Source organism: Pseudomonas sp., assembly GCF_035554175.1.
Taxonomy (GTDB): domain Bacteria; phylum Pseudomonadota; class Gammaproteobacteria; order Pseudomonadales; family Pseudomonadaceae; genus Aquipseudomonas.
The window spans coordinates 68,171-93,004 of sequence record NZ_DATMIV010000021.1 but is presented as its reverse complement, the minus strand read 5'-3'; the positions used below and the strand labels follow the sequence as shown (position 1 = coordinate 93,004).

24 protein-coding genes are annotated in these 24,834 nt (G+C 61.2%); 8 read left to right on the top strand and 16 right to left on the bottom strand.

The features are described from left to right. Positions 1-18: 18 nt before the first annotated feature. The 3 genes from VNV36_RS11175 to VNV36_RS11165 form a co-directional block, all read right to left on the bottom strand. Entirely contained in the window at positions 19-990 is a 972-nt protein-coding gene (locus tag VNV36_RS11175) for a thymidylate synthase (protein ID WP_325717803.1), read from the bottom strand. 50 nt (positions 991-1,040) lie between these two features. Next, positions 1,041-1,856, bottom strand: coding sequence for a prolipoprotein diacylglyceryl transferase (gene lgt / locus VNV36_RS11170; RefSeq protein ID WP_016772683.1), 816 nt, complete (start codon positions 1,854-1,856; stop codon positions 1,041-1,043). A gap of 79 nt (positions 1,857-1,935) precedes the next feature. Then, the gene (locus VNV36_RS11165) at positions 1,936-2,718 is read right to left on the bottom strand and encodes a sulfite exporter TauE/SafE family protein (protein WP_325717802.1); all 783 of its coding nucleotides are present in this window, start codon (positions 2,716-2,718) and stop codon (positions 1,936-1,938) included. 131 nt (positions 2,719-2,849) lie between these two features. Here VNV36_RS11165 and VNV36_RS11160 point away from each other — a divergent pair, with 131 nt between their 5' ends. Continuing rightward, positions 2,850-3,596, top strand: a complete 747-nt coding sequence (locus VNV36_RS11160; protein ID WP_325717801.1) for an NRDE family protein — start codon at positions 2,850-2,852, stop codon at positions 3,594-3,596. A 155-nt stretch (positions 3,597-3,751) separates the two neighbouring features. Here the strand turns inward: VNV36_RS11160 and ptsP are convergent, their stop codons facing one another. Both ptsP and VNV36_RS11150 read right to left on the bottom strand, forming a co-directional pair. Beyond that, positions 3,752-6,031, bottom strand: a complete 2,280-nt coding sequence (gene ptsP / locus VNV36_RS11155; RefSeq protein WP_325717800.1) for a phosphoenolpyruvate--protein phosphotransferase — start codon at positions 6,029-6,031, stop codon at positions 3,752-3,754. Positions 6,032-6,053: 22 nt separating this feature from the next. Next, positions 6,054-6,533 carry an RNA pyrophosphohydrolase gene (locus VNV36_RS11150; protein ID WP_003229203.1) on the bottom strand — a complete coding sequence of 160 codons (480 nt, stop codon included), beginning with the start codon at positions 6,531-6,533 and terminating at the stop codon, positions 6,054-6,056. Positions 6,534-6,676: 143 nt separating this feature from the next. Here VNV36_RS11150 and VNV36_RS11145 point away from each other — a divergent pair, with 143 nt between their 5' ends. Then, positions 6,677-7,333, top strand: coding sequence for a histidinol-phosphatase (locus tag VNV36_RS11145; protein WP_325717799.1), 657 nt, complete (start codon positions 6,677-6,679; stop codon positions 7,331-7,333). Between the two features lie 105 nt (positions 7,334-7,438). Here the strand turns inward: VNV36_RS11145 and VNV36_RS11140 are convergent, their stop codons facing one another. Together VNV36_RS11140 and ilvA are read right to left on the bottom strand one after the other, a co-directional pair. Then, positions 7,439-7,852, bottom strand: a complete 414-nt coding sequence (locus tag VNV36_RS11140; protein WP_325717798.1) for a DUF2269 family protein — start codon at positions 7,850-7,852, stop codon at positions 7,439-7,441. A 41-nt stretch (positions 7,853-7,893) separates the two neighbouring features. Continuing rightward, positions 7,894-9,408 carry a threonine ammonia-lyase, biosynthetic gene (gene ilvA, locus VNV36_RS11135; RefSeq protein ID WP_325717797.1) on the bottom strand — a complete coding sequence of 505 codons (1,515 nt, stop codon included), beginning with the start codon at positions 9,406-9,408 and terminating at the stop codon, positions 7,894-7,896. Between the two features lie 148 nt (positions 9,409-9,556). Between ilvA and rpiA the strand changes: the two genes are divergently transcribed. Then, positions 9,557-10,231, top strand: a complete 675-nt coding sequence (gene rpiA / locus VNV36_RS11130; RefSeq protein ID WP_325717796.1) for a ribose-5-phosphate isomerase RpiA — start codon at positions 9,557-9,559, stop codon at positions 10,229-10,231. Positions 10,232-10,374: 143 nt separating this feature from the next. Here the strand turns inward: rpiA and VNV36_RS11125 are convergent, their stop codons facing one another. The 4 genes from VNV36_RS11125 to VNV36_RS11110 all read right to left on the bottom strand — a co-directional run bounded on the left by VNV36_RS11125 (position 10,375) and on the right by VNV36_RS11110 (position 14,774). Beyond that, positions 10,375-11,292: an SdiA-regulated domain-containing protein gene (locus VNV36_RS11125; protein WP_325717795.1), complete on the bottom strand. Its 918-nt coding sequence runs from the start codon at positions 11,290-11,292 to the stop codon at positions 10,375-10,377. Positions 11,293-11,480: 188 nt separating this feature from the next. Beyond that, a complete protein-coding gene (locus tag VNV36_RS11120) occupies positions 11,481-12,404 on the bottom strand; it encodes an SdiA-regulated domain-containing protein (protein WP_325717794.1) in 924 nt (307 codons plus the stop codon). A 268-nt stretch (positions 12,405-12,672) separates the two neighbouring features. After that, the gene (locus VNV36_RS11115) at positions 12,673-13,338 is read right to left on the bottom strand and encodes a fumarylacetoacetate hydrolase family protein (RefSeq protein ID WP_325717793.1); all 666 of its coding nucleotides are present in this window, start codon (positions 13,336-13,338) and stop codon (positions 12,673-12,675) included. 41 nt (positions 13,339-13,379) lie between these two features. Beyond that, positions 13,380-14,774, bottom strand: coding sequence for a D-2-hydroxyglutarate dehydrogenase (locus VNV36_RS11110; protein ID WP_325717844.1), 1,395 nt, complete (start codon positions 14,772-14,774; stop codon positions 13,380-13,382). Between the two features lie 204 nt (positions 14,775-14,978). Here VNV36_RS11110 and serA point away from each other — a divergent pair, with 204 nt between their 5' ends. Next, complete coding sequence (serA, locus tag VNV36_RS11105; RefSeq protein ID WP_025112046.1) at positions 14,979-16,208, top strand: phosphoglycerate dehydrogenase; 1,230 nt, start codon at positions 14,979-14,981, stop codon at positions 16,206-16,208. 121 nt (positions 16,209-16,329) lie between these two features. Here serA and VNV36_RS11100 read toward each other — a convergent pair whose 3' ends face one another. After that, on the bottom strand, positions 16,330-16,755 hold the full coding sequence (locus tag VNV36_RS11100) for a DUF4399 domain-containing protein (protein ID WP_325717792.1): 426 nt from the start codon (positions 16,753-16,755) through the stop codon (positions 16,330-16,332). A gap of 135 nt (positions 16,756-16,890) precedes the next feature. On the opposite strand from VNV36_RS11100, the gene VNV36_RS11095 reads away from it, so the two are divergent. Next, on the top strand, positions 16,891-17,457 hold the full coding sequence (locus VNV36_RS11095) for a transporter substrate-binding domain-containing protein (protein ID WP_325717791.1): 567 nt from the start codon (positions 16,891-16,893) through the stop codon (positions 17,455-17,457). A gap of 102 nt (positions 17,458-17,559) precedes the next feature. Here VNV36_RS11095 and VNV36_RS11090 read toward each other — a convergent pair whose 3' ends face one another. Further along, the gene (locus VNV36_RS11090; RefSeq protein WP_325717790.1) at positions 17,560-18,045 is read right to left on the bottom strand and encodes a 2-thiouracil desulfurase family protein; all 486 of its coding nucleotides are present in this window, start codon (positions 18,043-18,045) and stop codon (positions 17,560-17,562) included. Positions 18,046-18,047: 2 nt separating this feature from the next. Then, positions 18,048-18,680, bottom strand: a complete 633-nt coding sequence (locus VNV36_RS11085) for a 2OG-Fe(II) oxygenase (protein WP_325717789.1) — start codon at positions 18,678-18,680, stop codon at positions 18,048-18,050. A 108-nt stretch (positions 18,681-18,788) separates the two neighbouring features. Here VNV36_RS11085 and VNV36_RS11080 point away from each other — a divergent pair, with 108 nt between their 5' ends. Then, a complete protein-coding gene (locus VNV36_RS11080) occupies positions 18,789-19,523 on the top strand; it encodes a DUF2059 domain-containing protein (RefSeq protein WP_325717788.1) in 735 nt (244 codons plus the stop codon). 90 nt (positions 19,524-19,613) lie between these two features. Here the strand turns inward: VNV36_RS11080 and bipL are convergent, their stop codons facing one another. Beyond that, positions 19,614-20,561 carry a phospholipase BipL gene (gene bipL / locus VNV36_RS11075; RefSeq protein ID WP_325717787.1) on the bottom strand — a complete coding sequence of 316 codons (948 nt, stop codon included), beginning with the start codon at positions 20,559-20,561 and terminating at the stop codon, positions 19,614-19,616. A gap of 98 nt (positions 20,562-20,659) precedes the next feature. Between bipL and VNV36_RS11070 the strand changes: the two genes are divergently transcribed. Together VNV36_RS11070 and VNV36_RS11065 are read left to right on the top strand one after the other, a co-directional pair. Then, positions 20,660-21,238: a DUF6436 domain-containing protein gene (locus tag VNV36_RS11070; protein ID WP_325717786.1), complete on the top strand. Its 579-nt coding sequence runs from the start codon at positions 20,660-20,662 to the stop codon at positions 21,236-21,238. Between the two features lie 102 nt (positions 21,239-21,340). After that, complete coding sequence (locus VNV36_RS11065) at positions 21,341-23,752, top strand: penicillin acylase family protein (RefSeq protein WP_325717785.1); 2,412 nt, start codon at positions 21,341-21,343, stop codon at positions 23,750-23,752. Between the two features lie 114 nt (positions 23,753-23,866). Here VNV36_RS11065 and VNV36_RS11060 read toward each other — a convergent pair whose 3' ends face one another. Then, complete coding sequence (locus VNV36_RS11060; protein ID WP_325717784.1) at positions 23,867-24,832, bottom strand: GlxA family transcriptional regulator; 966 nt, start codon at positions 24,830-24,832, stop codon at positions 23,867-23,869. Positions 24,833-24,834 lie beyond the last annotated feature (2 nt).

Here is a 24,834-nt window from a genome sequence, read left to right as displayed (position 1 = left end):
GGGGTTCTGCGTTGTGGCTTAAACCGCCATCGGCGCGGTCATTGGCGGGTGGTGCTCATAGCCTTCCAGCGAAAAATCGCTCGGCTCGACCAACTCCAGCCACTCCGGCTGATACACACCGGTCTTGGCAAACTCCGGCACGCGATCGGAGATCTTCAGTTTCGGCATGGCGAACGGCTCGCGCTTGAGCTGTTCATTGAGCATGTCCAGATGGTTTTCGTAGACGTGGGCATCGCCGATGAAATAGGTGAACCAGCGCGGCGTGTAACCGGTCAGGCGCCCGATCAGGCTCAGCAACGCGGCGCCTTCGGTGAGGTTGAACGGTGTGCCCAGACCCAGATCGTTGGAGCGAATGTACAAGGTCAGGGAGATTTCTCTGGTCTCGACGTTCGGGTGGAACTGGTACAGCAGATGGCACGGCGGCAGGGCCATCTCATCGAGTTGCGCGCAGTTCCAGCCGTGGAACAGGATGCGCCGGCTGCCCGGGTCCTTGATGATCGTGTCGACGCACTGGCGCACCTGATCGATCGCCTTGTACAACACGACGTAGGCCTGACCGTCTTCTTCGCCCTGGGCAATCTGCTTGTAGCCGTTGCTCAAGGTTTGTTCGATGGCTGCAGTGTTGCTCAGCGGGATCTGCTTGTACGCCGGCCATTTGCGCCACTGCACGCCGTAGATTTCGCCGAGGTCGTCGTCGCCCTGACGGAACGGGTTGGCCAGCCACTGGGCGTTTTCGTTGGCGTTCTGGTCCCAGACCTTGCAGCCCAGCGCGCGGAATTCAGCGGCGTTGTTCACGCCACGCAGAAACCCGCACATCTCGCCGATGGCCGATTTGAAGGCCATCTTGCGCGTGGTGATCGCCGGGAAACCTTCCTGCAGATCGAAACGCAGCATCGCTCCCGGGAAACTGATGGTGTTGATACCGGTGCGGTTGGCCTGCTTGGTGCCGTTCTGAATGACGTGCGAGACCAGTTCGAGATATTGCTTCATGAGTTACCTGTGTCCTTTGAGCCCCGGCGTCGCGCGCCGGGGTTCGTAGTTTAAGCCGTCGGCGCGAGCGGCGCTGCCGGGGCGCGACGATAGGCCAGCCAGATCAGCAACAGCCCACCGACGATCATCGGCACGCAGAGCACCTGGCCCATGGTCAGCCAGTTCCAGGCCAGATAGCCCAGTTGCGCATCCGGGACGCGGACGAACTCGACAATGAAACGGAAGATGCCATAGAACAGCGCGAACATGCCGGAGACGGCCATGGTCGGCCGCGGCTTGCGGGAGAAAATCCACAGGATCAGGAACAGCGCCACGCCTTCGAGAGCGAACTGATACAGCTGCGACGGGTGACGCGGCAGTTGCGCCGGATCGCTGAACGGCGGGAACACCATGGCCCACGGCACGTCGGTGGCCTTGCCCCACAACTCGGCGTTGATGAAGTTGCCGATGCGCCCGGCGCCCAGACCGATCGGCACCATCGGCGCGACGAAGTCCATCAGTTGGAAGAACGACTTGCCGTTGCGCTTGCCGAACCACAAGGCCGCGAGCATCACGCCGATGAAACCGCCGTGGAACGACATGCCGCCCTTCCACACTTCAAAAATCAGCGTCGGGTTGGCCAGGTACGCGCTCAGGTCGTAGAACAGCACGTAACCCAGACGGCCGCCGACGATCACGCCCATCGATAGCCAGAACACCAGATCGGAGAGTTTCTCCTTGGTCCAGGTCGGGTCGAAGCGGTTGAGCCGGCGCGACGCCAACAGCCACGCGCCGCCGATGCCGATCAGGTACATCAGACCGTACCAGTGGATTTTCAGCGGACCGATGGCCAGGGCCACCGGGTCGATCTGCGGGTAAGGCAGCATTGCGACTCCTTGTTAGAGTTGAAAGCAGAATTCCCGGGTGACGCTGCCACCTCAGGATTAAGCCAGGATTGCCACGCGATCAGAGCAGAAAGCTCAAACCTACGCAGAACAGCAAAGCGGCGAACAGCCTTTTCAGCAAGCGCGGCGACAACCTGTGCGCCAGGCGCGCGCCAAGGCGGGCGAACACCATGCTGGTCAGGGCGATGCCCAACAACGCCGGCACATACACAAAACCGAGACTATGGGCTGGCAGCAACGGATCGTGCCACCCCAGAATCATGAAACTTGCTGCACTGGCCAACGCAATCGGCAGGCCACAGGCCGACGAGGTGGCCACAGCCTGCTGCATCGGCACGCTGCGCCAGGTCAGAAACGGCACGGTCAGCGAGCCACCGCCAATGCCGAAAATCGCCGAGGCCCAGCCAATCACAGTGCCGGCGACGGTCAGGCCGAGTCCGCCCGGCACCGTTCGACTGGCCTTGGGTTTGACATCCAACGCCAGTTGCACGGCAATCACCAGAGCAAAAACGCCGATGATCTTTTGCAGGTTCGGCCCGGAGATCGCTTCTGCAGTCAAAGCACCGAAACCGGCGCCAAGCAGAATGCCCACGGTCATCCAGCGAAAGATCGCCCAGCGCACCGCGCCACGACGGTGATGTTCACGCACGGCGTTGACCGAAGTGAAAATGATCGTCGCCAGCGACGTGCCCACCGCCAAATGCGTGAGAATCGACGGGTCGAAGCCCTGCAGGGTGAAACTGAACACCAGCACCGGGACGATGATGATCCCGCCGCCCACGCCAAACAGCCCGGCGAGCACACCCGCACAGGCGCCCAGCGCCAGATAGAGCAGAAATTCCATGACCGTCGTCCGCACGCATCGCCAAAAACAGGAGCGGCATGGTAACGGATGCGCAGCCTTCTGCTCCACTGGCGATGGATGCACGGGCGCCGGATGCGTAGAGTGAGCAAAAAACACACAAGGATCACCTTATGTGCCTGATTGTTTTCGCCTGGCGCCCGGGCCATGCCCTGCCGCTGATCGTTGCGGCCAACCGCGATGAATTCTACGCCCGCCCGAGCCTGCCGCTGGCGCCATGGCCCGAGGCGCCGCAGGTGCATGCCGGACGCGATCTTGAAGCCGGCGGCACCTGGCTGGGCATCGGCGCCAATGGACGCTTTGCCGCTCTGACCAATATTCGCGATCCGCAGCAGCCGCCGGCACGAAAGTCCCGGGGTGAGTTGGTGGCGCGGTTTCTCACCGGTGATGCGTCGATTGATGATTATTTGAGCGATGTGGTCGGGCGTGCGCCGGAGTATGCAGGGTTCAATCTGCTGCTGGGCAACAGCCACGAGCTGTGGCATTTCAATGCACGGGCGTCGGAACCGGTGATGCTCCAGCCTGGGGTTTACGGGTTATCCAATGCCGGACTGGATACACCGTGGCCAAAACTGCTCAAGGCCAAGGCTGCGTTGACTGCTGTGCTGGACGATCCGCAGCCTGAGCAACTGCTGGCCTTGTTGAGCGATGCGCAACCCGCGCCGGAGGCCGAGCTGCCAGATACCGGAGTTGGAATGGCGACTGAAGCGCTGCTCTCGAGCGTATTTATTGCCAGCCAGAGTTACGGCACTCGGGCGAGTACAGCGTTGATTGTGCAGGCGGACGGTACGCGGCGGATGGCCGAGCGCAGTTTTGGGCCGTATGGAGGGCATTTGGGCGAGGTGGATATCACTATTTGAGCGACATCAATGTGTGGCGAGGGAGCTTGCTCCCGCTCGGCGGCGAAGCAGCCGTAATCCGACCGACGTGAAATCCGGGGAAGACTCACTGGGCCGATTGGGAGCGCTTCGCACTCCAGCGGGAGCAAGCTCCCCCGCCACAGAACCATCAGCGACTAGAGAGCTTTGTTCACAACCGGCGGATTCATCTTCGCCAACCCGAGATTCTTCAGCGCCAATTGCAGCGAGCTGTGAATAACTTGCGGGTTATCGATCTTCATCAACTCCGCCAGCAGCTCCTGAGCCTTGCTCAGATTCACTTGGCGCAACATCCACTTCACCTTCGGCAGGTTGGTGGCGTTCATCGACAGACTGTCGAATCCCATCGCCATCAACAGCACGGCCGCCGCCGGATCACCGGCCATTTCACCGCAGATGCTCACCGGTTTGCCTTCGGCATGCGCGTCAGTGACCACGGTTTGCAGGGCTTGCAGCACCGCCGGGTGCAGGTAATCGTAGAGGTCGGCCACCCGCGGGTTGTTGCGATCCACCGCCAGCAGGTACTGGGTCAGGTCGTTGGAGCCGACGGAGAGGAAGTCGACCATCCGCGCCAGTTCCTTGGTCTGGTACACCGCAGCCGGGATTTCGATCATCACGCCGATTGGCGGCATCGGCACGTCGGTGCCTTCGTCGCGCACTTCGCCCCAGGCGCGGTGAATCAGGTGCAGGGCTTCTTCGAGCTCGTGAGTGCCGGAGATCATCGGCAGCAGAATCCGCAGGTTGTTCAGGCCTTCACTGGCCTTGAGCATGGCGCGGGTCTGCACCAGGAAGATTTCCGGGTGGTCGAGGGTGACGCGAATGCCGCGCCAGCCGAGGAAGGGGTTGTCTTCCTTGATCGGGAAGTACGACAGCGACTTGTCACCGCCGATGTCGAGGCTGCGCATGGTCACCGGTTGCGGGTGGAACGCGGCGAGCTGCTCGCGGTAGATCGCCAGTTGTTCCTTTTCGCTGGGGAAGCGCTGGTTGATCATGAACGGCACTTCGGTGCGGTACAGACCAACCCCTTCGGCGCCACGCTTCTGCGCCCGCGCCACATCGGCGAGCAGGCCGGTGTTGACCCACAGCGGCATGCGGTGGCCGTCGAGGGTCACGCATGGCAGATCACGCAGGGTGTCGAGCCCCAGGGCCAGCTGTTTCTCTTCTTCCACCACCTCGGCGAACTGCTTGCGCAGCACTTCGCTGGGGTTGGTGTAGACCTCGCCGCGTGTGCCATCGACGATCATTTCAATGCCGTCGACCTTGGCATACGGCAGGTCGACCAGACCCATTACCGTCGGAATACCCATGGCCCGGGCGAGAATCGCAACGTGGGAGTTACCCGAACCGAGCACCGAGACCAGACCGACCAGCGTGCCTTCCGGCACCTCGCCGAGCATCGCCGGCGTCAGTTCTTCGCTGACCAGAATGGTTTTTTCCGGGTAGACCAGGTTCTGCTGGCGCTCTTCCTGCAGATAGGCGAGCAGACGCCGGCCGAGATCCTTGACGTCCGAGGCGCGCTCACGCAGGTAGGCGTCGTCCATCAGTTCGAAACGGTTGACGTGTTCAGTGACCACCTGACGCAGCGCGCCCTGCGCCCACTGGCCGGTCTTGATCACGGTGGTGATTTCACTGCCCAGCGAGGCATCGTCGAGCATCATCAGGTAGACGTCGAACAGCGCGCGTTCTTCCGGGCGCAGCTGGGTCGCGAGCTTGGCGGACAAGGCGCGCATGTCGGCGCGCACGCCTTCGATGGCGGTCTTGAACAAGGCCAGTTCGGCGTTGATGTCAGTGATGGTCTTGTCCGGCACCACGTCCAGATCCGCCGGCGGCAGCATGACCACCGCAGTACCGACCGCAGCCCCGGGTGAACCCGGCACGCCGACGAACTTCGCTTCCTGGATGCCCTTGCCCTGACGACCCAGACCGCGGATCGACCCGGTGGCCTCGGCGTGAGCAATAACGCCGGCGAGCTGCGCGCTCATGGTCACGAGGAAGGCTTCTTCGCCTTCGTCGAACTGACGGCGTTCTTTCTGCTGGATGACCAACACGCCGACGACGCGGCGGTGGTGAATGATCGGCGCCCCGAGGAAAGAGGCATAACGCTCTTCACCGGTTTCGGCGAAATAGCGATAGCGCGGGTGATCCGCAGCGTTTTCGAGGTTCAGGGGTTCTTCACGCGTGCCGACCAGACCGACCAGACCCTCGTTGGGGGCCATGCTGACCTTGCCGATCGAGCGCTTGTTCAAGCCCTCGGTGGCCATCAGGACGAAGCGATTGGTTTCCGGATCAAGCAGGTAGACCGAGCAGACCTGGCTGCCCATGGCCTCTTTGACGCGCAACACAATAATCCCCAACGCCGCCTTGAGATCCTTGGCGGAGTTAACTTCCTGGACGATCTTGCGCAGCGTATTGAGCATGGCTCGGGGTCGAACTCCGTCGTCAGTCGCGCGCTAAAAGGCGCGGGGCAAGCTCTTTGAGAGCGCGTCGATACACCTCGCGCTTGAATGTCACCACCTGGCCCAACGGATACCAATAACTGACCCAGCGCCAGCCATCGAACTCCGGTTTACCGGTCAGATCCATCCGCACCCGCTGCTCGTTGGAGATCAGGCGCAGGAGGAACCATTTCTGTTTCTGGCCGATGCACAGCGGTTGGCTGTGGGTACGTACCAGGCGTTGCGGCAAACGATAGCGCAACCAGCCCCGGGTACAGGCCAGTATTTCTACATCTTCACGTTCCAGGCCAACTTCTTCGTTCAGCTCGCGGTACAAGGCGTCTTCCGGCGTCTCCTCGGGGTTGATCCCCCCTTGCGGAAACTGCCAGGCGTCCTGATTGATACGGCGAGCCCATAGCACCTGGCCGGCGTCATTCGTCAGAATGATCCCGACATTGGGGCGGAAACCATCGGGGTCGATCACGGCAACAACCTCGCAAACGCATGTCGCCGCATTGTTCCACAAAGCTTGATCGGGCGGCAACGAAGGTTCCTACCTTATGTGCACTCTTGTGAAAAGACCGTATTCTTGTCGCCTTTTTACTGACTTTTCAGCGGGTAACTGCAATGCGCCTGGCTCTATTCGATTTGGACAACACCCTACTGGGCGGCGACAGCGATCACGCTTGGGGCGATTATCTGTGCGAGCGTGGCTTCCTCGACCCGATCGCCTACAAGGCGCGCAACGATGAGTTCTATCAGGATTACCTGGCCGGCAAGCTGGACAATGCCGCCTACCTGAACTTCTGCCTGGAAATTCTCGGCCGCACCGAAATGGCCGTGCTCGATGCCTGGCACAGCGATTACATGCGCGACTGCATCGAGCCGATCGTGCTGCCCAAAGCGCTGGAGCTGCTGAAAAAGCACCGCGACGCCGGCGATAAACTGGTGATCATCACCGCCACCAACCGTTTCGTGACGGCACCGATCGCCGTGCGCCTGGGCGTGGAAACCTTGATCGCCACCGAATGCGAAATGATCGACGGCCGCTACAGCGGGCGCAGCACCGACATTCCATGTTTTCGTGAAGGTAAGGTGACGCGTCTGAATCGGTGGCTGGAGGAGACTGGATATTCGCTGGAGGGCAGCTATTTCTATAGCGACTCGATGAATGATCTGCCGTTGCTGGAGCAGGTGGCGAATCCGGTGGCTGTCGATCCGGATCCGAATTTGCGTGCCGAAGCCGAGAAGCGTGGCTGGCCGGTGATTTCGTTGCGCGGCTGATTACGCCTTCGCGAGCAAGCTCGCTCCCACAGGGAATTTGTGAACGACCCAGATCCAATGTGGGAGCGAGCTTGCTCGCGAATGGGTTCGACTCGGTTCCAGGCCTTAAACAGGCTTGGCCCCCATCAACCCGGCAACAGCGAGAAATCCGATGGCGCAGACTATCGCCAGCGCCAGACTGAGTTTCCGGTTGCCGACCCCGGTTGTCCACAGCCGGTTCAGCCGAACGAGCAGCCACACCGCACTGAACGTCGCCACGGCATAGATCACGCTCGATCCCAGAATCCACAACTGCCCCAACGGCCAGCCGACCAGGTGCACCAGCCACCAGCCGGTGAAAGGCATGCTGAACATGGCGATCAGCATCAGACACCAGACAAACAGCCAGGGACGCTGCATCGTACTGGCCGGCCCTTCGCTGCGATTACGCCAGGTCAGCGCGGCGAGCAGCAGCCCGCTCGCGAGGATGACCACGGTCGCCGCGACGTGAAGGATTTTCAGGGTGGTCAGGGTTTCCATGTATTTCTCATCCCTAGGGCGATGCCCATCAGCGTAGTCGCTCAGCCGAGGAACAGCTGATAGGCCGGGTTCTCGCTTTCATCCCAGTACGGGTAACCGATTTCCTCAAGGGCCGCCGGCACCAGATGACGCTCGTCGTGGGGCACCTGCAGGCCCGCGACCACACGGCCATCGGCAGCGCCGTGGTTGCGGTAATGGAACATCGAGATATTCCAGCGCCCACCCAGCTTGTTGAGGAAGTTGAACAGTGCGCCCGGACGTTCCGGAAACTCGAAGCGGAATACCAACTCATCAATCACATGCGCTGCGTGGCCACCGACCATATGGCGGATGTGCAGCTTGGCCAGTTCGTTGTCGGTCAGATCGGTGACCGGGAAACCCTGCTCGGTCAGGCTCGCCAGCAATGCGCTGCGCGGGTCGTTTTCCGGGTGGGTCTGCACACCGACGAAGATGTGCGCTTCGCTGCCAGTGTTGTAGCGGTAGTTGAATTCGGTGATCTGGCGCTTGCCCACTGCCTCGCAGAACGCCTTGAAGCTGCCGGCCTTCTCGGGGATGGTCACGGCGATGATCGCTTCGCGGCCTTCACCCAGTTCGGCGCGCTCGGCGACGTGGCGCAGGCGGTCGAAGTTGACGTTGGCGCCGGAGTCGATGGCGACGAACGTCTGGCCACTGACGCCACGTTGCTCGACGTATTTCTTGATCCCGGCCACACCCAGCGCGCCGGCGGGTTCAGTGATCGAACGCGTGTCGTCGTAGATGTCCTTGATTGCCGCGCAGATCTCGTCGGTGCTGACGGTAATCACTTCATCGACGTAATCCTTGCAGATATCGAAGGTGTGCTGGCCGATCTGCGCCACCGCCACGCCGTCAGCGAAGATGCCCACGGTCGGTAGAACAACGCGTTCGCCCGCTGCCATCGCCGCTTGCAGGCAGTTCGAGTCGTCCGGCTCGACGCCAATCACCTTGATGTCCGGGCGCAAGTATTTTACGTAGGCAGCGATGCCGGCGATCAGCCCGCCGCCGCCGACCGGGACGAAGATCGCGTCCAGCGGCTGCGGGTGCTGGCGAAGAATTTCCATGGCCACGGTGCCCTGCCCGGCAATGGTGTGCGGATCATCGTAGGGGTGGATATAGACGTAGCCTTTTTCGTCGACCAGTTTCAGCGAGTAGGCCAGGGCTTCGGGGAACGAATCACCATGCAGCACCACTTTGCCGCCGCGCGAGCGCACGCCTTCGACCTTGATTTCCGGGGTGGTCTTGGGCATCACGATGGTCGCTTTGACGCCTAGCACTTTCGCCGCCAGGGCCAGACCTTGCGCGTGGTTGCCCGCCGACGCCGTCACCACGCCACGGGCGCGCTCTTCGTCGCTGAGCTGGGTGAGCTTGTTGTAGGCGCCGCGAATCTTGAACGAGAACACCGGCTGCAAGTCTTCGCGCTTGAGCCAGATGTCATTGCCCAACCGCTCGGAAAGCTGGCGAGCGTTGTGCAGCGGGGTTTCTACGGCAACGTCATAAACGCGCGAGGTGAGGATCTTTTTGACGTACTGTTCGAGCATCGGAAAGCATCACTGAGCGGGTTGGGCAGGGCCAAGGAGTCTAACCCGCCTTTCAGCCGGACGACCACACGAATCCAGAGGTTTTAGCCACGCTTGTGGCTATAATGCCGGCCTTTCTGCCCAATCCCTTGCCCGCTTCGGAGCCCGCATGACCCAGGATCAACTCAAACAGGCCGTGGCCCAGGCCGCCGTCGACTTCATCCTGCCGAAACTCAACGACAAGAGCATCGTCGGCGTCGGCACCGGCTCCACGGCCAACTGCTTCATCGACGCTCTGGCCCGACACAAGGGCGCTTTCGATGGCGCGGTTGCCAGCTCCGAAGCCACCGCTGCGCGTCTCAAGGGCCACGGCATTCCGGTGTATGAGCTGAACACCGTCAGCGATCTGGAGTTCTACGTCGACGGCGCCGATGAAAGCGACGCGCACCTGAACCTGATCAAGGGCGGCGGCGCGGCCCTGACCCGCGAGAAGATCGTCGCCGCCGTGGCCAAGACCTTCATCTGCATCGCCGACGCCAGCAAACTGGTGCCGGTGCTTGGTGCTTTCCCGCTGCCGGTGGAAGTGATCCCGATGGCCCGCAGCCACGTCGCTCGGCAACTGGTGAAACTGGGCGGTGACCCGGTGTACCGCGAAGGCGTGCTGACCGATAACGGCAACATCATTCTCGACGTGTTCAACCTGCAGATCACCAACCCGGTAGAGCTGGAAGCGCAGATTAACGCAATCGTCGGTGTGGTCACCAATGGACTGTTCGCGGCACGCCCGGCGGATCTGTTGTTGCTGGGCACCAGCGAAGGCGTGAAGACGCTGAAGGCTGAGTAACAGACTGCCCACTTGCCATGGGCTGATAAATAAACCTGTGGGAGCGAGCTTGCTCGCGAATGCAATCGATCAGTCACTCAAGATGTTGGCTGAACGGGCGCATTCGCGAGCAGGCTCGCTCCCACAGTGTTTTTTGGTGTTTGTCAGTTTGGTGAAGGCTTTTTGAAGACGTAAAACAGGTTCGGCTCGCTCACCAGATACAACGTCCCGTCATCGTCCATGGCAATCCCCTCCGCCTGCGGCACGGTCTTGTGCAGACCCTGACGGCCGCCGCTGATCGACATGGTGCTCAACGGACGCCCGTCGACATCCAGCTCGATAATCAACCGCGACTCGTCCGACAGCGCCAGCAAGTGCCCGCTGCGCTCGTCGTATTGCAGGCTCGACAGATCACGCACGAACATCCCGGCGTCGCGTTTGGGGTTGTTGATTACGTGCACCGCGTAAGTCTTGTCCGGTTTGAAATGCGGAAAGCCGTGGACTTCGTAGATCAGCATCGGGTCGCGTTCTTTCGCCACGAACAGTCGCTTGCCCACCGAATCGTAAGCCAGCCCCTCGAAACCCTTGTTACTGGCCATGTGCACGCCCAAGGTCATTTGCTCGGCATCCTCGGCATCGAGGAACGTGGTGTCGGCGTCGAGGTGGATCTTGATCAGGCGTTGCTGGCGCTCGTCGGTGATCACGTAAGTGTCAGCGCTGATGTACTCGACGGCTTCCGGATCGCCGAAACCGACCAGAGCGATGCGTCGCAGGATCTGCCCTTCCAGCGACAGCTCGATCAGTTCGGAATTCTTGTTGGTGACGGTGAACAGGCTTTTGCGCACCGGATCGTAGGTCAGCGCCGAGACGTCATCGTCGAGCCCGTCGATCGGCCGCGCCTCGATCGTCACCCGATATTGATCCAGACCGATCGCCTCGCTGCTCAGCGGCTGCCACAGCGTGTGCAGATTGAACCACGCGCGCTCGAACAGGCGCAGGTATTGGCCAATCGCAATCAACGCGATCAGGGCGATCACCGAAAAGAGGATGACCAGCGGTTTGGGACGGGCAAGTCGACGCATTCGGGCGGGCTCGGATTCAAAACGGGCCGATGAAATATCACGCCCGTCTGAATTGAAGCTTAATGGCCAGTTGCCTCGGACCACAAGCCAACCCCTGTAGGAGCTGCCGCAGGCTGCGATCTTTTGACTTTGACGTTCAAAAGCAGATCAAAAGATCGCAGCCTTCGGCAGCTCCTACAAGGAATGCATTACCGGTGTTTTTCGAAGCGATAGAACAGGTTCGGTTCACTGACCATGTACAGCGTGCCGTCCTCGTCCATGGTCAGGCCTTCTGCGCGGGGGATGGTGTCTTTCAAGCCGTTGAAGTTGCCGAGCAGGGTCATGAAGCTGACTTGCTCACCGCTCTCGTCCAGTTCCAGCAACAGGTGCGAGTCCGCCGACAACACCAGCAGATGACCAGTGCGCGGATCGACAGCCAGCGCTGAAAGATTGCGAATGTCCAGCTCATCGCTGACCAGCTTCTGCTTGGCGCCGGTCAAGGTCTGGCTGCCATCGCTTTTCCAGGTGAACAATGCCGGTGGCCGCTCCTCGCCCAGCAGCAGTTGATGGTTGCGCGGATCCCAGGTGATGGCTTCGAAGGCCTTGTTCTGGTCTTTCGACGGCCCGAGGTCGTACTTCGGGAAGTCGGCGATGTTCAGCGCCCGAGTACCGGCATCGACTTTGACGATCGACAACGTGTGCTGGCGCTCATCGACAATCGCCATCAGGCCGTTTTCCATGACCGTCAGACCCTCCGGATTGCTCCAGCCCACCAGCGGCATTTTGCGCAGCACGTCACCTTGCAGGGACAGCTCCGCGAGGAACGGATTTTTGCCCATCACTGAAAACAGGGTTTTGGTCTGCGGGTTGTAGGCCAGATCCGAAGCTTCGTCCTTCTCCATGCCCGGTAACGGCTTGGCGTCGATGACCACCTGGTAGTCGGGCAGCCAGACGCTTTCCTTCTGCTCGGCCTTGCTCTCGAAGCGCTCCAGCACCCAAAGCACACCGCGGTCATCCCAATGCATGGCGAACGCCAGCCCGTAGGCCGCCGCGATGACCAGCAACAGCCAGACATACCAGCGCAGGGCGAAGCGGGAACGGAGGGTAGGTTTGTGCTGAGTTCGAGATGCCATCAAGGACGCGTTCCGTAAATTCAGGCCAAGGGTAATAGCATAAACAGGCCGGCTGAGACGCCAGAATGGCGGAAATTATCCAGAGAGGATGTGAAAAAAACGGGAAATGGCGGGATTGGCGTACGCTGTCAGCTCTCTACGGCACGCCACGGAACAATGTGGGAGCGAGCCTGCTCGCGATTGCGCCGGGTCAGACGACATCATCTTCGCCTGACAATCCGACTTCGCGAGCAGGCTCACTCCTACAAGGAGTTTTGCGGTGATGGGTTCAGCGCACGCTGCTGCTGAAGCGGCTCGCGCCCGGCAGTTCGAGGACGATCTCATCGCCGACGTTCAGCGGGCCGACGCCCACCGGCGTACCGGTGAGGATCACGTCGCCGGCCTGCAGCGAAAAGCAGCCGGCCATGTGCTGGATCATCGGCACGATCGGGTTGAGCATCGCGCTGCTGTTGCCGTCCTGGCGCACTTCGCCGTTGATGGTCAGGCGAATGCCGATGTCGGTGAGGTCAGCGAAGGTGCTGCCGACCACGAACGGGGCGATCACCGCCGCGCCGTCGAACGACTTGGCGATTTCCCACGGCAGGCCTTTGGCTTTCAGCTCAGCCTGCTTGTCACGCAGGGTCAGGTCCAGCGCCGGGGCGAAACCAGAGATCGCATCGAGGACTTCTTCGCGGCTCGGTCTGGTCGACAAGGGTTTGCCGATCAACACGGCGATTTCCGCTTCGTAGTGCACCGAACCACGCTCGGTCGGAATGCTGAAACCGCCTTCCAGCGGGACCACGCAACTGCCCGGTTTGATGAACAGCAGCGGCTCGGTCGGCACCGGGTTATCCAGTTCCTTGGCGTGTTCGGCGTAATTGCGGCCAATGCACACGACTTTCCCGATCGGGAAGTGGATGCGCGTGCCGTCGACGTACTGGTGCTGATAGCTCATTTACCGACTCCTGCCTTCATTGATTCAACAGAGATTTGCGATCAAACCGGGAAAATCTTGCCTGGGTTCATGATGCCGTTCGGGTCGAACACCGCTTTGACCGCTCTCATGTACTCGATCTCCGCCGGCGAGCGGCTGTAGGTCAAGTAATCGCGTTTGGTCATGCCCACGCCGTGTTCGGCGGAGATCGAGCCGTTGTACTTCTCGACGGTTTCGAACACCCATTTGTTGACGGTGGCGCATTTGGCGAAGAACTCGTCCTTGCTCAGGTTTTCCGGCTTGAGGATGTTCAGGTGCAGATTGCCGTCGCCGATATGGCCGAACCAGACGATTTCGAAATCCGGGTAATGCTCGCCGACAATCGCGTCGATTTCCCGCAGGAACGCCGGCACTTTCGAAACGGTGACCGAGATGTCGTTCTTGTACGGGGTCCAGTGGGAAATGGTTTCGGAGATGTACTCGCGCAATTTCCACAGATTGTGCAGCTGGGTTTCGCTCTGGCTCATCACGCCGTCGAGCACCCAACCTTGCTCGACACAGTGTTCGAAGGTCTCCAGGGCACTGTTGGCCACTTCTTCGGTGGTCGCTTCGAACTCCAGCAGCGCATAGAACGGGCAATCGGTTTCGAACGGCGCCGGCACATCACCGCGCCCGATGACCTTGGCCAGGGCCTTGTCGGAGAAGAATTCGAATGCAGTCAGGTCAAGCTTGCTCTGGAACGCGTGCAGCACGGGCATGATGGAGTCGAAATCGGCAGTACCGAGAACCATGGCGGTGAGGTTTTTCGGCGCACGATCCAGACGCATTGTGGCTTCGACGACGAAACCGAGGGTGCCTTCGGCGCCGATGAACAGCTGACGCAGGTCGTAACCGGTAGCGTTCTTGATCAAGTCCTTGTTCAGCTCCAGCACATCGCCCTTGCCAGTGACGACTTTCATGCCGGCCACCCAGTTGCGGGTCATGCCGTAGCGAATCACTTTGATCCCACCGGCATTGGTGCCGATATTGCCGCCAATCTGGCTGGAACCCGCCGAAGCGAAGTCGACCGGATAGTACAGGCCGTTTTCTTCGGCGACGTTCTGCAGCTGTTCGGTGACCACGCCCGGCTGGCACACGGCGGTGCGGTCAGTGAGGTTGACGTCGAGAATCTGGTTCATGTAATCGAACGAAACCACCACCTCGCCATTGGCCGCCACCGCAGCGGCAGACAGCCCGGTACGCCCGCCGGACGGCACCAGCGCAACCTTGTGGGTATTGGCCCAGCGCACCACGGCCTGCACTTGTTCGATGGTCTTGGGAAACACGATGGCACTGGGCGCCGGAGCGAAATGCTTGGTCCAATCCTTGCCGTAAGCATTCAGGGAGTCGGCGTCGGTGAGGACTTTGCCAGGCTCAACCAGGGTCTTCAGTTCATCAATCAGCGCAGGATTGGTCATCGACAGAACTCTCGAACAATTCATGGTCATCCTGAGAACGCTTCACGTCGCAGGAATGAGTGTTTAGCGGGGTGGCTATGCTAGCATACCGACCCCGCAGGACAGTGCCCAAGGCCAGATCCGCGGTGACGGCTTTGTTGTCGTCCAGGTCAATCTCTGTTGACCATTTCCTGCCATTTTTCTCCGGGATACAGGTTTACGCAGATGAGCAAGACTTCTCTCGATAAGAGCAAGATCAAGTTCCTTCTTCTCGAAGGCGTCCACCAATCGGCTGTCGACGTCCTCAAGGCGGCGGGCTACACCAGCATCGAATACCTGACTGGCTCCTTGCCCGAAGCCCAGCTCAAGGAAAAGATCGCTGACGCTCACTTCATCGGCATTCGCTCGCGCACGCAACTGACCGAAGAGATCTTCGATCACGCGAAGAAGCTGGTCGCGGTCGGCTGTTTCTGCATCGGCACCAACCAGGTTGACCTCAGCGCGGCCCGCGAGCGCGGTATCGCCGTGTTCAACGCCCCGTACTCCAACACCCGCTCTGTGGCCGAGCTGGTGCTGGCCGAAGCGATCCTGCTGCTGCGCGGCATCCCGGAGAAAAACGCTTCCTGCCACCGTGGCGGCTGGATCAAGTCCGCCGCCAACTCGTTCGAGATCCGTGGCAAGAAGCTGGGCATCGTCGGCTACGGCTCGATCGGCACGCAGCTGTCGGTCCTGGCTGAAGGCTTAGGGATGCAGGTGTTCTTTTACGACACCGTGACCAAGCTGCCGCTGGGCAACGCGACCCAGGTCGGCAACCTGCACGAGCTGCTGGGCATGTCCGACATCGTCACCCTGCACGTGCCGGAAACCGCTGCGACCCAGTGGATGATCGGCGAGAAGGAAATCCGTGCGATCAAGAAGGGCGGCATCCTGATCAACGCCGCTCGAGGCACCGTGGTCGAGCTGGACGCCCTGGCGGACGCGATCAAGGACAAACACCTGATCGGCGCAGCCATCGACGTATTCCCGGTGGAGCCACGCTCCAACGACGAGGAATTCGAAAGCCCGCTGCGTGGCCTCGACAACGTGATCCTGACCCCGCACATCGGAGGCTCGACCGCCGAAGCGCAAGCCAACATCGGTCTGGAAGTGGCGGAAAAACTGGTCAAGTACAGCGACAACGGTACCTCCGTTTCGTCGGTGAACTTCCCGGAAGTGGCCCTGCCGGCTCACCCTGGCAAGCACCGCCTGCTGCACATCCACGAGAACATCCCGGGTGTGATGAGCGAGATCAACAAGGTATTCGCCGAAAACGGCATCAACATCTCCGGTCAGTTCCTGCAGACCAACGAGAAGGTCGGCTACGTGGTGATCGACGTCGACGCCGAATACTCGGAGCTGGCGCAAGAGAAGCTGCAACACGTCAACGGTACTATCCGCAGCCGTGTCCTCTTTTAAGAGCAGCTACAAGCCTCAAGCTACAAGCGGCAAGAGAAAAGCGCTTTTGCTTTTACTTGCCGCTTGCAGCTAGCAACTTGAGGCTGAAATAAAAAAGGGAGCCCCGCAGGGCTCCCTTTTTTTATTTCACGTTTACCGTGATTTTTTCCGAAACGATCGATGGGTCGAACGGCATGTGGCCGCTGTCGCCGAGGATCAGTTGCAAGGTGTGCTTGCCCGGAGCGAGTTTGATCGTGGCTTCGGTCTGCGCCTTGCCGAAATGCATGTGGTGCGCGTCGGTCGGGATCGGCGCGCCTTCGGCCGGCAGGTCGTCGACGTCGATCAGCAGGTGATGGTGGCCGGTGTTTTTGGTGGTGTCACCCGCCGGGGCCAGCGCGATGTTCTTGACGCCGAACTTGACCTTGAATTCCTGGGAGACCGTAGCCCCGTCCTCGGGAGAAACGATGAACACTTCGGCGCCTTTTGGAGCCGGTGTCGCCGCACTGGCCAGCACCGAAACACCCATCAACACACCGGCCAACGCTGCACGTGACATAAAGCTTTTCATTTTCTTCTCCAGTTTTTCCGTAAAATCCGCACGGTCATGACAACTTCATGACCATTCGTTGTCGAAGGCACTCGACAACCATAGCAAAGCGAGCCTGAATCAGAGCGTCGCGATAATGATTTCAAAGGAGTGACCATGCGCTTGCTGCCTGGCCTGATCTGCCTGCTACCCCTTCTGAGCCCGCTGGCTCACGCCGAACTGATTGATGACGTCAACGACCGTGGCGAGTTGCGCATAGCCCTTGAGGCTAATACACCGCCCTTCAATTACAAGGAAGGCGACACACTCACAGGGTTCGAGGTCGAGCTTGGGCAACTTCTGGCCAAGGAGCTGGATGTACGCGCCGACTTCATCGTCACCGATGAGGGCGACCTGCTCCAGGGCGTTGAAAGCGGCAAGTACGACGTCGCGCTCAACCACATAGCACTGACACCCGAACTCAAGGATCGTTTCGACTTCAGCGAACCGTACAGCGAGGTCGACGGGCAACTGCTGGCGAAGAAGGACGATGCGCCCCGGCCGATGGTGCTGGTGCAGGCGTTGACCGAGGAGAAGCCGAAAGCGGCGGCGCCGGTTGAGTTGGCGATCCCGTTTCAGAAGGGTAATCCGGCGTTTCAGGCCAGCCTCAAGAGCGCGCTGGAGCGGATAAAAGATGACGGGCGCCTAGCGGCGCTGACCGAGAAGTGGCTCACCAAACCGTAGGAGCTGCCGAAGGCTGCGATCTTTTGATGTTGATTTTGAAGATCAAAAGATCGCAGCCTCGTTTCACTCGTCAGCTCCTACAGTTGGATTTGTGCTGGAGTTTTAGTCGAGTCGGGTCAGGGCCTGCGCGGCTTGCGGTAGCTCAAGCTCACTGAAAACCTGCACGCCATGACGCTTGAGCAACGCCGCCGTCACCCCTTCGCCACTGACTTTGACCCCGCTGAACGTCCCGTCATAGGTCAGCAGATTCCCGCAGGAAGGGCTGTTGGCCTTGAGCACCGCCACCTGAATGCCGTGCTTGCGCACCAGTTCCAGCGCTTGCCGTGCACCCTCGAGAAATTGCGCGCTGACATCCTCCCCGTCAGTGGTGATCACTGCCGCAACGCCATCAAGCACCGCGCCACCCTGTCCACCGGGAATCTCCGCCGCCGCCCTCGGCGTCGGCAAACCACCGGCCACCTCCGGACACAACGGCACTACCCGCCCTTCTGCGATCCACTGCTCAAGCAGATCAAACGGCCCACTGGCCCCACCGTCATAACGCACGCGATGGCCCAACAGGCAGCGGCTGACCAGAACCTTGTGCATGTTCAGAACGGCTCGTTGCCACGGCGACGGAACCAACCGGTCAGCGACAGCCGCTCGCGATTGGCCGGCATCACTTCGTGGGGGACTTCGCCGGAGAGAAACACCACCAGGCAGCCGCCGGTCGGCTGCACGTCGTGCACGCGCTCATCGTTCAGGTACATGCGCAGTTGCCCGCCGTCCTCCGGCAGCCAGGCATCGTTGAGGTAAATCACCGCCGAAACCATGCGCCGGTCATCGTCGCGAAAGCGGTCGACGTGTTTGCGGTAAAACGCACCGGGCGGGTACAGGGCGAAATGGCATTCGAAGTCTTCGAGACCGAGAAACAAACCGCGATTGAGCGCTTCGCGCAAGCTGTCCATCAGGCTCAGATAACGGTCGGTAGCCTCGGCCTGGCCCGGGTCGATCCACTGGATATGGTCGCCGCGAATACCTTCGCGAATCTCTGAGAACGGCCCGCGCCCGACCGCAGCCGGAGCCAGTTCGCCCTCGGCTTCACGTTTACGGCACTCGGCCGCCAGCGCCCGGGTCAGATCGGGGGGCAGGAAGATGTTCTGCTGCGACCAGCCATGCTCGGCCAGGTCGTCGACGATGCGTAACAGCAGCGGGTGTTCAGAGGATATCGGCATGGCGCGCATAGTATGCCGGCGGCAACAAATCCGACAGAGCCACGCAGCGCCTCGATACGAATTCTCGACAAGTACCGGCACCGCACGGAGAATAGTCGGCTGCTGACAGGAGTCCCTATGCGCCGTTTGCTTTTTTCACTGTTGATGTTCTGCGTATTGCCCGCCTGGGCCGACGGCCACGATCAGCTGTACAAGGTCGCCGGCTGGCCAGAACAACGCGCGCATTTCAACGATGCCCTGAGCGCCGCCCAGCAGCGCTATCAGAACAGCCTGCCGCCCGCGGTGTTTCAAGCGCTGGTCAACAACAGCAACCAGCGCTTCGCCGCGCAGGCCATGGATCAACGCGCCGAGGCGCAACTGCGGCAAAAACTCGCCGACCCGAAACCCGCGCTGAGCTTCTTTCAATCACCGCTGGGCAAGAAAATCGTCGCCGCCGAACTGCTCGCGACCCGTCGCGATCAACTGGCGAAAAACGCTCAGGGTCTGCCGAAGATGCAAGCCAGCGACAGCCGCCTGCTGATCATCGGTCATCTTGCCCAGGCTCTGCCGGCCCGTGAGGCTGGCGCCGAGGTCAGTCTGGCGATTGCCGGCGTGGCGGCGGACAGTTTGAGCTCGATGATCCCGGGACTGCTTGGCGGTGGTCAGGCGCAGGGTATGTTGAACGGTCAGCGCCAGCGCCTGATGGATCAGATCGGCGCCGATCTGAACAACACGCTGCTCTACGTCTATCGCGACTTGTCGGATGAAGAGCTGGAGGAGTTTGCGACGTTTGCCGAGTCGACCGAGGGCAAGGCTTACTATCAAGCGGCGCTGGCGGCGATTCGGGCGGGGTTGGCGGTCGGGCAACCTTAAAAGATCGCAGCCTTCGGCAGCTCCTACATTGAAACGCGTCCCCCTGTAGGAGCTGCCGAAGGCTGCGATGTTTTGATCTTGCCTTACGCTTCAGAGATGCCGGCCCCTGATCCGCTTGCTCAGGAATTCGAAATACTCCTCGCGCATCTCCGCCGTTTCATTGGCCAGATGATGTCGCGCCTCGGCCAGCAGCAGAATTTGCGGCCGGTCGAACTTCCATTTCAGCACCTGCAGATTGTGCTGCCAGTCCACAGTCATGTCCGCCTGCCCCTGAATGATCAGCGGTCGCCGCGGACTTTTTTTCGCGTGCTCGACGCGAATGATCCAGCGCGACAGCGCGCCCACCCACTTCGTCGGCAGGCGCCTTGGTTGTAACGGGTCGGCCTGGAGAAACGGCAGAAAGTCCGGATCGTTGGAATTCTCGCTGAAACGTCGCGCAACGCCGCGGACAAACGGCCGCAGCAGGTAATAACTGAGCTGCGACCAGCCCCACGCCCGTGGTCGCACCAACGGCGCCAGCAGAATCACCTGCCCCTGCGCCGGGCTGTTCTCGCCATGGTTGAGCAGGTGATCGACGACAATCGCGCCACCGGTGCTTTGCCCGCACAAGTGCCAAGGCTGCGGCAGCGAGATCGAATTGGCTTCAGCAAACAGCGCTTGCAGCATGTGCTGATATTCAGCGAAATCGCGGATGCTCGCCCGTGGCCCGCTCGACAGACCATGCCCCGGCAAGTCGCAGGCAATCACGGCGAAATCCTGATCCAGCGCCCATTCGATCACATGCCGGTACAAGCCGATGTGATCGTAGTAACCGTGCAGCAGAAACAGCGTCGCCTTGACCTTCTCCGGCCACCAGCAATGGCTGACCAACTCGTAGCCATCGACCTCAAAACGGCCCATGCCGCGCCAGACATCGCGCTCGGCAAAGTCGGTTTTGTAGAAGCGCTGATAAGCCTTCGCCTCATCCGATAACGGCTGCCACTCGGCCAAGGGCTTGAGGCTGGCGCGTAAATGATCGGGGTCGAAAGTATCAGGCATGCGGACATTCCAAAGCGGTAAACGGACTTTATCGGCCTGCGATATTCATCTGTCGGAGCAAGCATGGCAAGCTAACCGACCTCCGAGGAACCTGATCCATGCGTTCGCCCTACCGCACCGCACTGTTCGCCAGCCTGCTCGCACTGATCTGCGCCGGGGTGCTGTGGGCGGCGTATGACTGGTTTCAGGGCCGCTATCTGCGCGCGTTCAGCGAACACACAGCGGTGTTTTCCGGCGACCCGCTGCGCCTGCCGGACAACCTCGCCGGGCGGGGCAATATTCGTCTGGTGCACTTCTGGGACCCGGCCTGCCCGTGCAATGTCGGCAATCAGCAGCACCTGAGCGAGATGGTCGAACAGTTCGGCCCTCGCGGCGTGGAGTTCTTCGCCGTGCAAAAGCCCGGCAGCCACGGCCAGTTGCCCGCCACCCTCGCCAGCCTGAAAACCATCATCGTCCTGCCCGGTTCCGAACAGATCCCCGCCAGCCCCGCCGTGGCGATCTGGGATCGCAGCGGCAAACTCGCCTACTTCGGCCCGTACAGCGAAGGTCTGACCTGCAACTCCAGCAACAGCTTTATCGAACCGATCCTGCATGCCCTGACGGAAGATCGGCCGGTCAATGCAACGCACACGCTGGCGGTGGGCTGTTATTGCCCGTGGCCGGCGGACGCGAGGTAAGGCATTGCGGACTTTTCAAGGACAGCGCTGCAACGCATACAAGCTCTGTGCTAAATGTTTGCAGCCCGACGGGCGGCCCTCCCGCCTGCACAAGGAGTCACCATGAAGCGTGCGTTGATCATTGTTGCCTTGCTCATCGTTGTCCTGCTCTGCGCCGCCGGCGGCTACGTCTATAGCAAGCAGCCAACGCGAAAGGGCCAGGTCGAGCTGCGCAATCTGCAAGGCTCGGTGACCGTGCGCTATGACGAGCGCGGTGTGCCGCATATTCGCGCCGAGAACGAGACCGACCTGTACCGTGCCCTTGGCTATGTGCACGCTCAGGATCGGCTGTTTCAGATGGAGGCCATGCGCCGCCTCGCCCGGGGTGAACTGGCCGAGGTGCTCGGGGCGAAACTGCTCGACACCGACAAACTGTTCCGCAGCCTGCGCATTCGCGAGCGCGCCGCCAGTTACGTCGCCAGCCTCGACAAGCAGTCACCGGCATGGAAGGGCCTGCAAGCCTATCTGGACGGCATCAACCAATATCAGGAGAGTCACGCCGCGCCGATCGAGTTCGATGTGCTGGGCATCCCCAAGCGGCCGTTCACCGCCGAAGACAGCATCAGCGTCGCCGGTTACATGGCCTACAGCTTTGCCGCTGCGTTTCGCACCGAGCCGCTGCTGACCTACGTGCGCGATCAGCTCGGCGCCAATTACCTGAATGTCTTCGACCTTGATTGGCAGGCCAAAGGCGTGCTCGCCGGCAAACACGACAAGCAGGCGTCAGCTCTTGCCGCTGGCGACTGGCAAGACCTCACTGCCCTCGCCCGTCTCAGCGAGCAGGCGCTGATCGACCAGGGTCTGCCGCAGTTCGAAGGCAGCAACGCCTGGGTCATCGCGGGCAGTCGCAGCCAGAGCGGCAAACCGCTGCTGGCCGGCGATCCGCATATTCGCTTCTCGGTGCCGTCGGTGTGGTATGAGGCGCAGCTCTCGGCGCCGGGTTTCGAGTTGTACGGCCATCATCAGGCGCTGGTGCCATTCGCGTTCCTGGGCCACAACCTCGATTTCGGCTGGAGCCTGACCATGTTCCAGAACGACGATCTGGATCTGATCGCCGAGAAGGTCAACCCGGACAACCCCAATCAGGTCTGGTATCGCGGCCAGTGGACGGACATGCTGGTTACCGAGCAGCAGATCAACGTGAAGGGTCAGGCGCCGGTCACCATCACTTTGCGCCAGTCGCCCCACGGGCCGATCGTCAACGATGCGCTCGGCAGCGCTGCCGGACAAACGCCGATCGCGATGTGGTGGGCCTTCCTCGAAACGCCGAACCCGATCCTCGACGGCTTCTACCAGCTCAACCGCGCCGACACTCTGGCCAAGGCCCGCGCGGCGGCGGCCAAGGTGCAGGCGCCCGGTCTGAATCTGGTGTACGCCAACGCCAAAGGCGATATCGCCTGGTGGGCCTCGGCCTTGCTGCCCAAGCGCCCGGCCGGGGCGAAACCGGGCTTCATTCTCGACGGCAGCACGCCTGAGGCGGACAAGGACGGTTACTACCCGTTCAGCGCCAACCCGCAGGAAGAGAACCCGGCGCGCGGCTATATCGTCTCGGCCAACTTTCAGCCCGTGTCACCGACCGACATGGAGATTCCCGGTTACTACAACCTTGCCGATCGCGGTCAGCAGCTTGATCGTCAGCTCAGCGACAACCGGGTGAAGTGGAGCAACGAAGCCAACCAGAAACTGCAGTTGGACACCGCGACCGGATACGGCCCGCGTCTGTTGGCGCCGCTGTTGCCGGTGTTGCGTGAAGTGGTGAGCGATCCGGCGCAACGCAAACTGATCGAGCAGTTGGCGCAGTGGGCTGGCGACTATCCGCTGAATTCGGTCAGCGCGACAGTGTTCAACCAGTTCCTCTACGACCTTGCCGACGCGGCGATGCGCGATGAGTTGGGCAATGACTTCTTCGAGACATTGCTGTCGACGCGGGTGATCGACGCCGCGTTGCCACGGCTGGCGGCGAATGCTGACTCACCCTGGTGGGACAATCGCAGCACGCCTGCCCGGGAAACCCGCGCCGATGTCGTGGGCACGGCGTGGGCAGCGAGCATGCAGCATCTGAAGCTGACCCTGGGCGACGATGTCGCGGGTTGGCAGTGGGGCGCGGCGCACACTCTGACCCATGGCCATCCGCTGGGGCAGCAGAAGCCGCTGGATCGCCTGTTCAACGTCGGCCCGTTCGCAGCACCGGGCAGCCATGAAGTGCCGAACAACCTCTCGGCGAAGATCGGCCCGGCGCCGTGGCCGGTGACTTACGGGCCGTCGACGCGGCGACTGGTGGATTTCGCTGATCCGGCCCATGGCTTGACGATCAATCCGGTGGGCCAGAGTGGCGTGCCGCTTGACCGTCACTATGACGACCAGGCCGAGGCGTATGTGGAGGGGATTTATGTGCAGGCGCATTTCAGTGAGGAAGAGGTGCTGGCCAATACGCGCAGTACCCTGAAGCTGATGCCGGCGCGGGGTGCGCAATAGATTTATGCAGTCTGCGCCGGCCCCTTCGCGAGCAGGCTCGCTCCCACATTGAAATGCGTTCTCCTGTGGGAGCGAGCCTGCTCGCGAAAGGGCCGTCAGCGACGCCGCAAAACGTCAGACCATCACGGCAAAATTCATCCGAAACTGCTGAGGCGTCACCCCCAGCCGCCGATTGAACACACTGCGCATATGCTGCGCATCACGAAACCCGCACTGATACGCCACAGTCTTCAGCGGCGCCGTGGTGCTTTCGAGCAGCACCCGCGCCGCATCCACCCGCGCGCGCTCGACGAACTCCGCCGGGGTCACCTTGGCTTCTCGGGCGAACACCCGGGAAAAGTTCCGCGCACTCATATTCGCCGCACGGGCCAGATCGGCAATCGTCAGATCCCCGGTGAGATTGGCCAGCACATACAACTGCACCATCGCCACCGCGGACGTCGGTTCGGCATGCGGCGCAAGGAACGGGCTGAACTGCGATTGCCCGCCCGAGCGCTGAGTGAACACCACCAGCCGTTTCGCCACACTCAGCGCCACCTCGGCGCCGTGATCGCGCGCCAGCAGGTACAACGACAGATCGATGCCTGCCGTGACCCCGGCCGAGGTATAAAGCGTACCGTCCTCGACATACAGGCGATCCGCTTCGACCTGCGTCGTCGGGCACAGCCGTGCCAAAGCCTCGGCATCGTTCCAATGGGTGGTGACGGTGCGCCCCTCCAGCAAACCGGCGCGGGCCAGCATGAACGCGCCGTTGCAGATCGAACCGAACCGCCGCGCGCGGTCACAGGCGCCCCGCAGCCAGGCGTCGAACGTCGGGCCGAAATCCATGAACGGCAATTGCGGGCCGCCAGCGACCAGCAACAGGTCGGAGCTATCGGTTGCTTCGCTGAAGTGGCAGTGGGCGTTCAGGCTCATGCCATTGGAACAGGCCATCGGCCCGTGCTCGAGGCCGATCACTTGCAAGCGATAGTGATCCTGCGGCTCAAGGAAGCGGTTGGCTTCGGCGAACACGTCCATGGGGCCGCTGACATCGAGCGACTGCACGCCGGGGAAAACCACGATGGCGACGGATTTGTTCATGG

Excerpts from the sequence above, each read along its gene's own strand:
- VNV36_RS11090 (WP_325717790.1), bottom strand. The coding sequence starts at position 18,045 with ATGCACAAGGTTCTGGTCAGCCGCTGCCTGTTGGGCCATCGCGTGCGT.
- VNV36_RS11100 (WP_325717792.1), bottom strand. The coding sequence starts at position 16,755 with ATGAAAAGCTTTATGTCACGTGCAGCGTTGGCCGGTGTGTTGATGGGT.
- VNV36_RS11160 (WP_325717801.1), top strand. The coding sequence starts at position 2,850 with ATGTGCCTGATTGTTTTCGCCTGGCGCCCGGGCCATGCCCTGCCGCTG.
- VNV36_RS11095 (WP_325717791.1), top strand. The coding sequence starts at position 16,891 with ATGCGCTTGCTGCCTGGCCTGATCTGCCTGCTACCCCTTCTGAGCCCG.
- VNV36_RS11110 (WP_325717844.1), bottom strand. The coding sequence starts at position 14,774 with ATGACCAATCCTGCGCTGATTGATGAACTGAAGACCCTGGTTGAGCCT.
- rpiA (WP_325717796.1), top strand. The coding sequence starts at position 9,557 with ATGACCCAGGATCAACTCAAACAGGCCGTGGCCCAGGCCGCCGTCGAC.
- VNV36_RS11120 (WP_325717794.1), bottom strand. The coding sequence starts at position 12,404 with ATGGCATCTCGAACTCAGCACAAACCTACCCTCCGTTCCCGCTTCGCC.
- VNV36_RS11085 (WP_325717789.1), bottom strand. The coding sequence starts at position 18,680 with ATGCGCGCCATGCCGATATCCTCTGAACACCCGCTGCTGTTACGCATC.
- VNV36_RS11165 (WP_325717802.1), bottom strand. The coding sequence starts at position 2,718 with ATGGAATTTCTGCTCTATCTGGCGCTGGGCGCCTGTGCGGGTGTGCTC.
- VNV36_RS11175 (WP_325717803.1), bottom strand. The coding sequence starts at position 990 with ATGAAGCAATATCTCGAACTGGTCTCGCACGTCATTCAGAACGGCACC.
- ptsP (WP_325717800.1), bottom strand. The coding sequence starts at position 6,031 with ATGCTCAATACGCTGCGCAAGATCGTCCAGGAAGTTAACTCCGCCAAG.
- VNV36_RS11145 (WP_325717799.1), top strand. The coding sequence starts at position 6,677 with ATGCGCCTGGCTCTATTCGATTTGGACAACACCCTACTGGGCGGCGAC.
- lgt (WP_016772683.1), bottom strand. The coding sequence starts at position 1,856 with ATGCTGCCTTACCCGCAGATCGACCCGGTGGCCCTGGCCATCGGTCCG.
- VNV36_RS11080 (WP_325717788.1), top strand. The coding sequence starts at position 18,789 with ATGCGCCGTTTGCTTTTTTCACTGTTGATGTTCTGCGTATTGCCCGCC.
- VNV36_RS11070 (WP_325717786.1), top strand. The coding sequence starts at position 20,660 with ATGCGTTCGCCCTACCGCACCGCACTGTTCGCCAGCCTGCTCGCACTG.
- VNV36_RS11115 (WP_325717793.1), bottom strand. The coding sequence starts at position 13,338 with ATGAGCTATCAGCACCAGTACGTCGACGGCACGCGCATCCACTTCCCG.
- VNV36_RS11065 (WP_325717785.1), top strand. The coding sequence starts at position 21,341 with ATGAAGCGTGCGTTGATCATTGTTGCCTTGCTCATCGTTGTCCTGCTC.
- bipL (WP_325717787.1), bottom strand. The coding sequence starts at position 20,561 with ATGCCTGATACTTTCGACCCCGATCATTTACGCGCCAGCCTCAAGCCC.
- VNV36_RS11125 (WP_325717795.1), bottom strand. The coding sequence starts at position 11,292 with ATGCGTCGACTTGCCCGTCCCAAACCGCTGGTCATCCTCTTTTCGGTG.
- serA (WP_025112046.1), top strand. The coding sequence starts at position 14,979 with ATGAGCAAGACTTCTCTCGATAAGAGCAAGATCAAGTTCCTTCTTCTC.
- ilvA (WP_325717797.1), bottom strand. The coding sequence starts at position 9,408 with ATGCTCGAACAGTACGTCAAAAAGATCCTCACCTCGCGCGTTTATGAC.
- VNV36_RS11140 (WP_325717798.1), bottom strand. The coding sequence starts at position 7,852 with ATGGAAACCCTGACCACCCTGAAAATCCTTCACGTCGCGGCGACCGTG.
- VNV36_RS11060 (WP_325717784.1), bottom strand. The coding sequence starts at position 24,832 with ATGAACAAATCCGTCGCCATCGTGGTTTTCCCCGGCGTGCAGTCGCTC.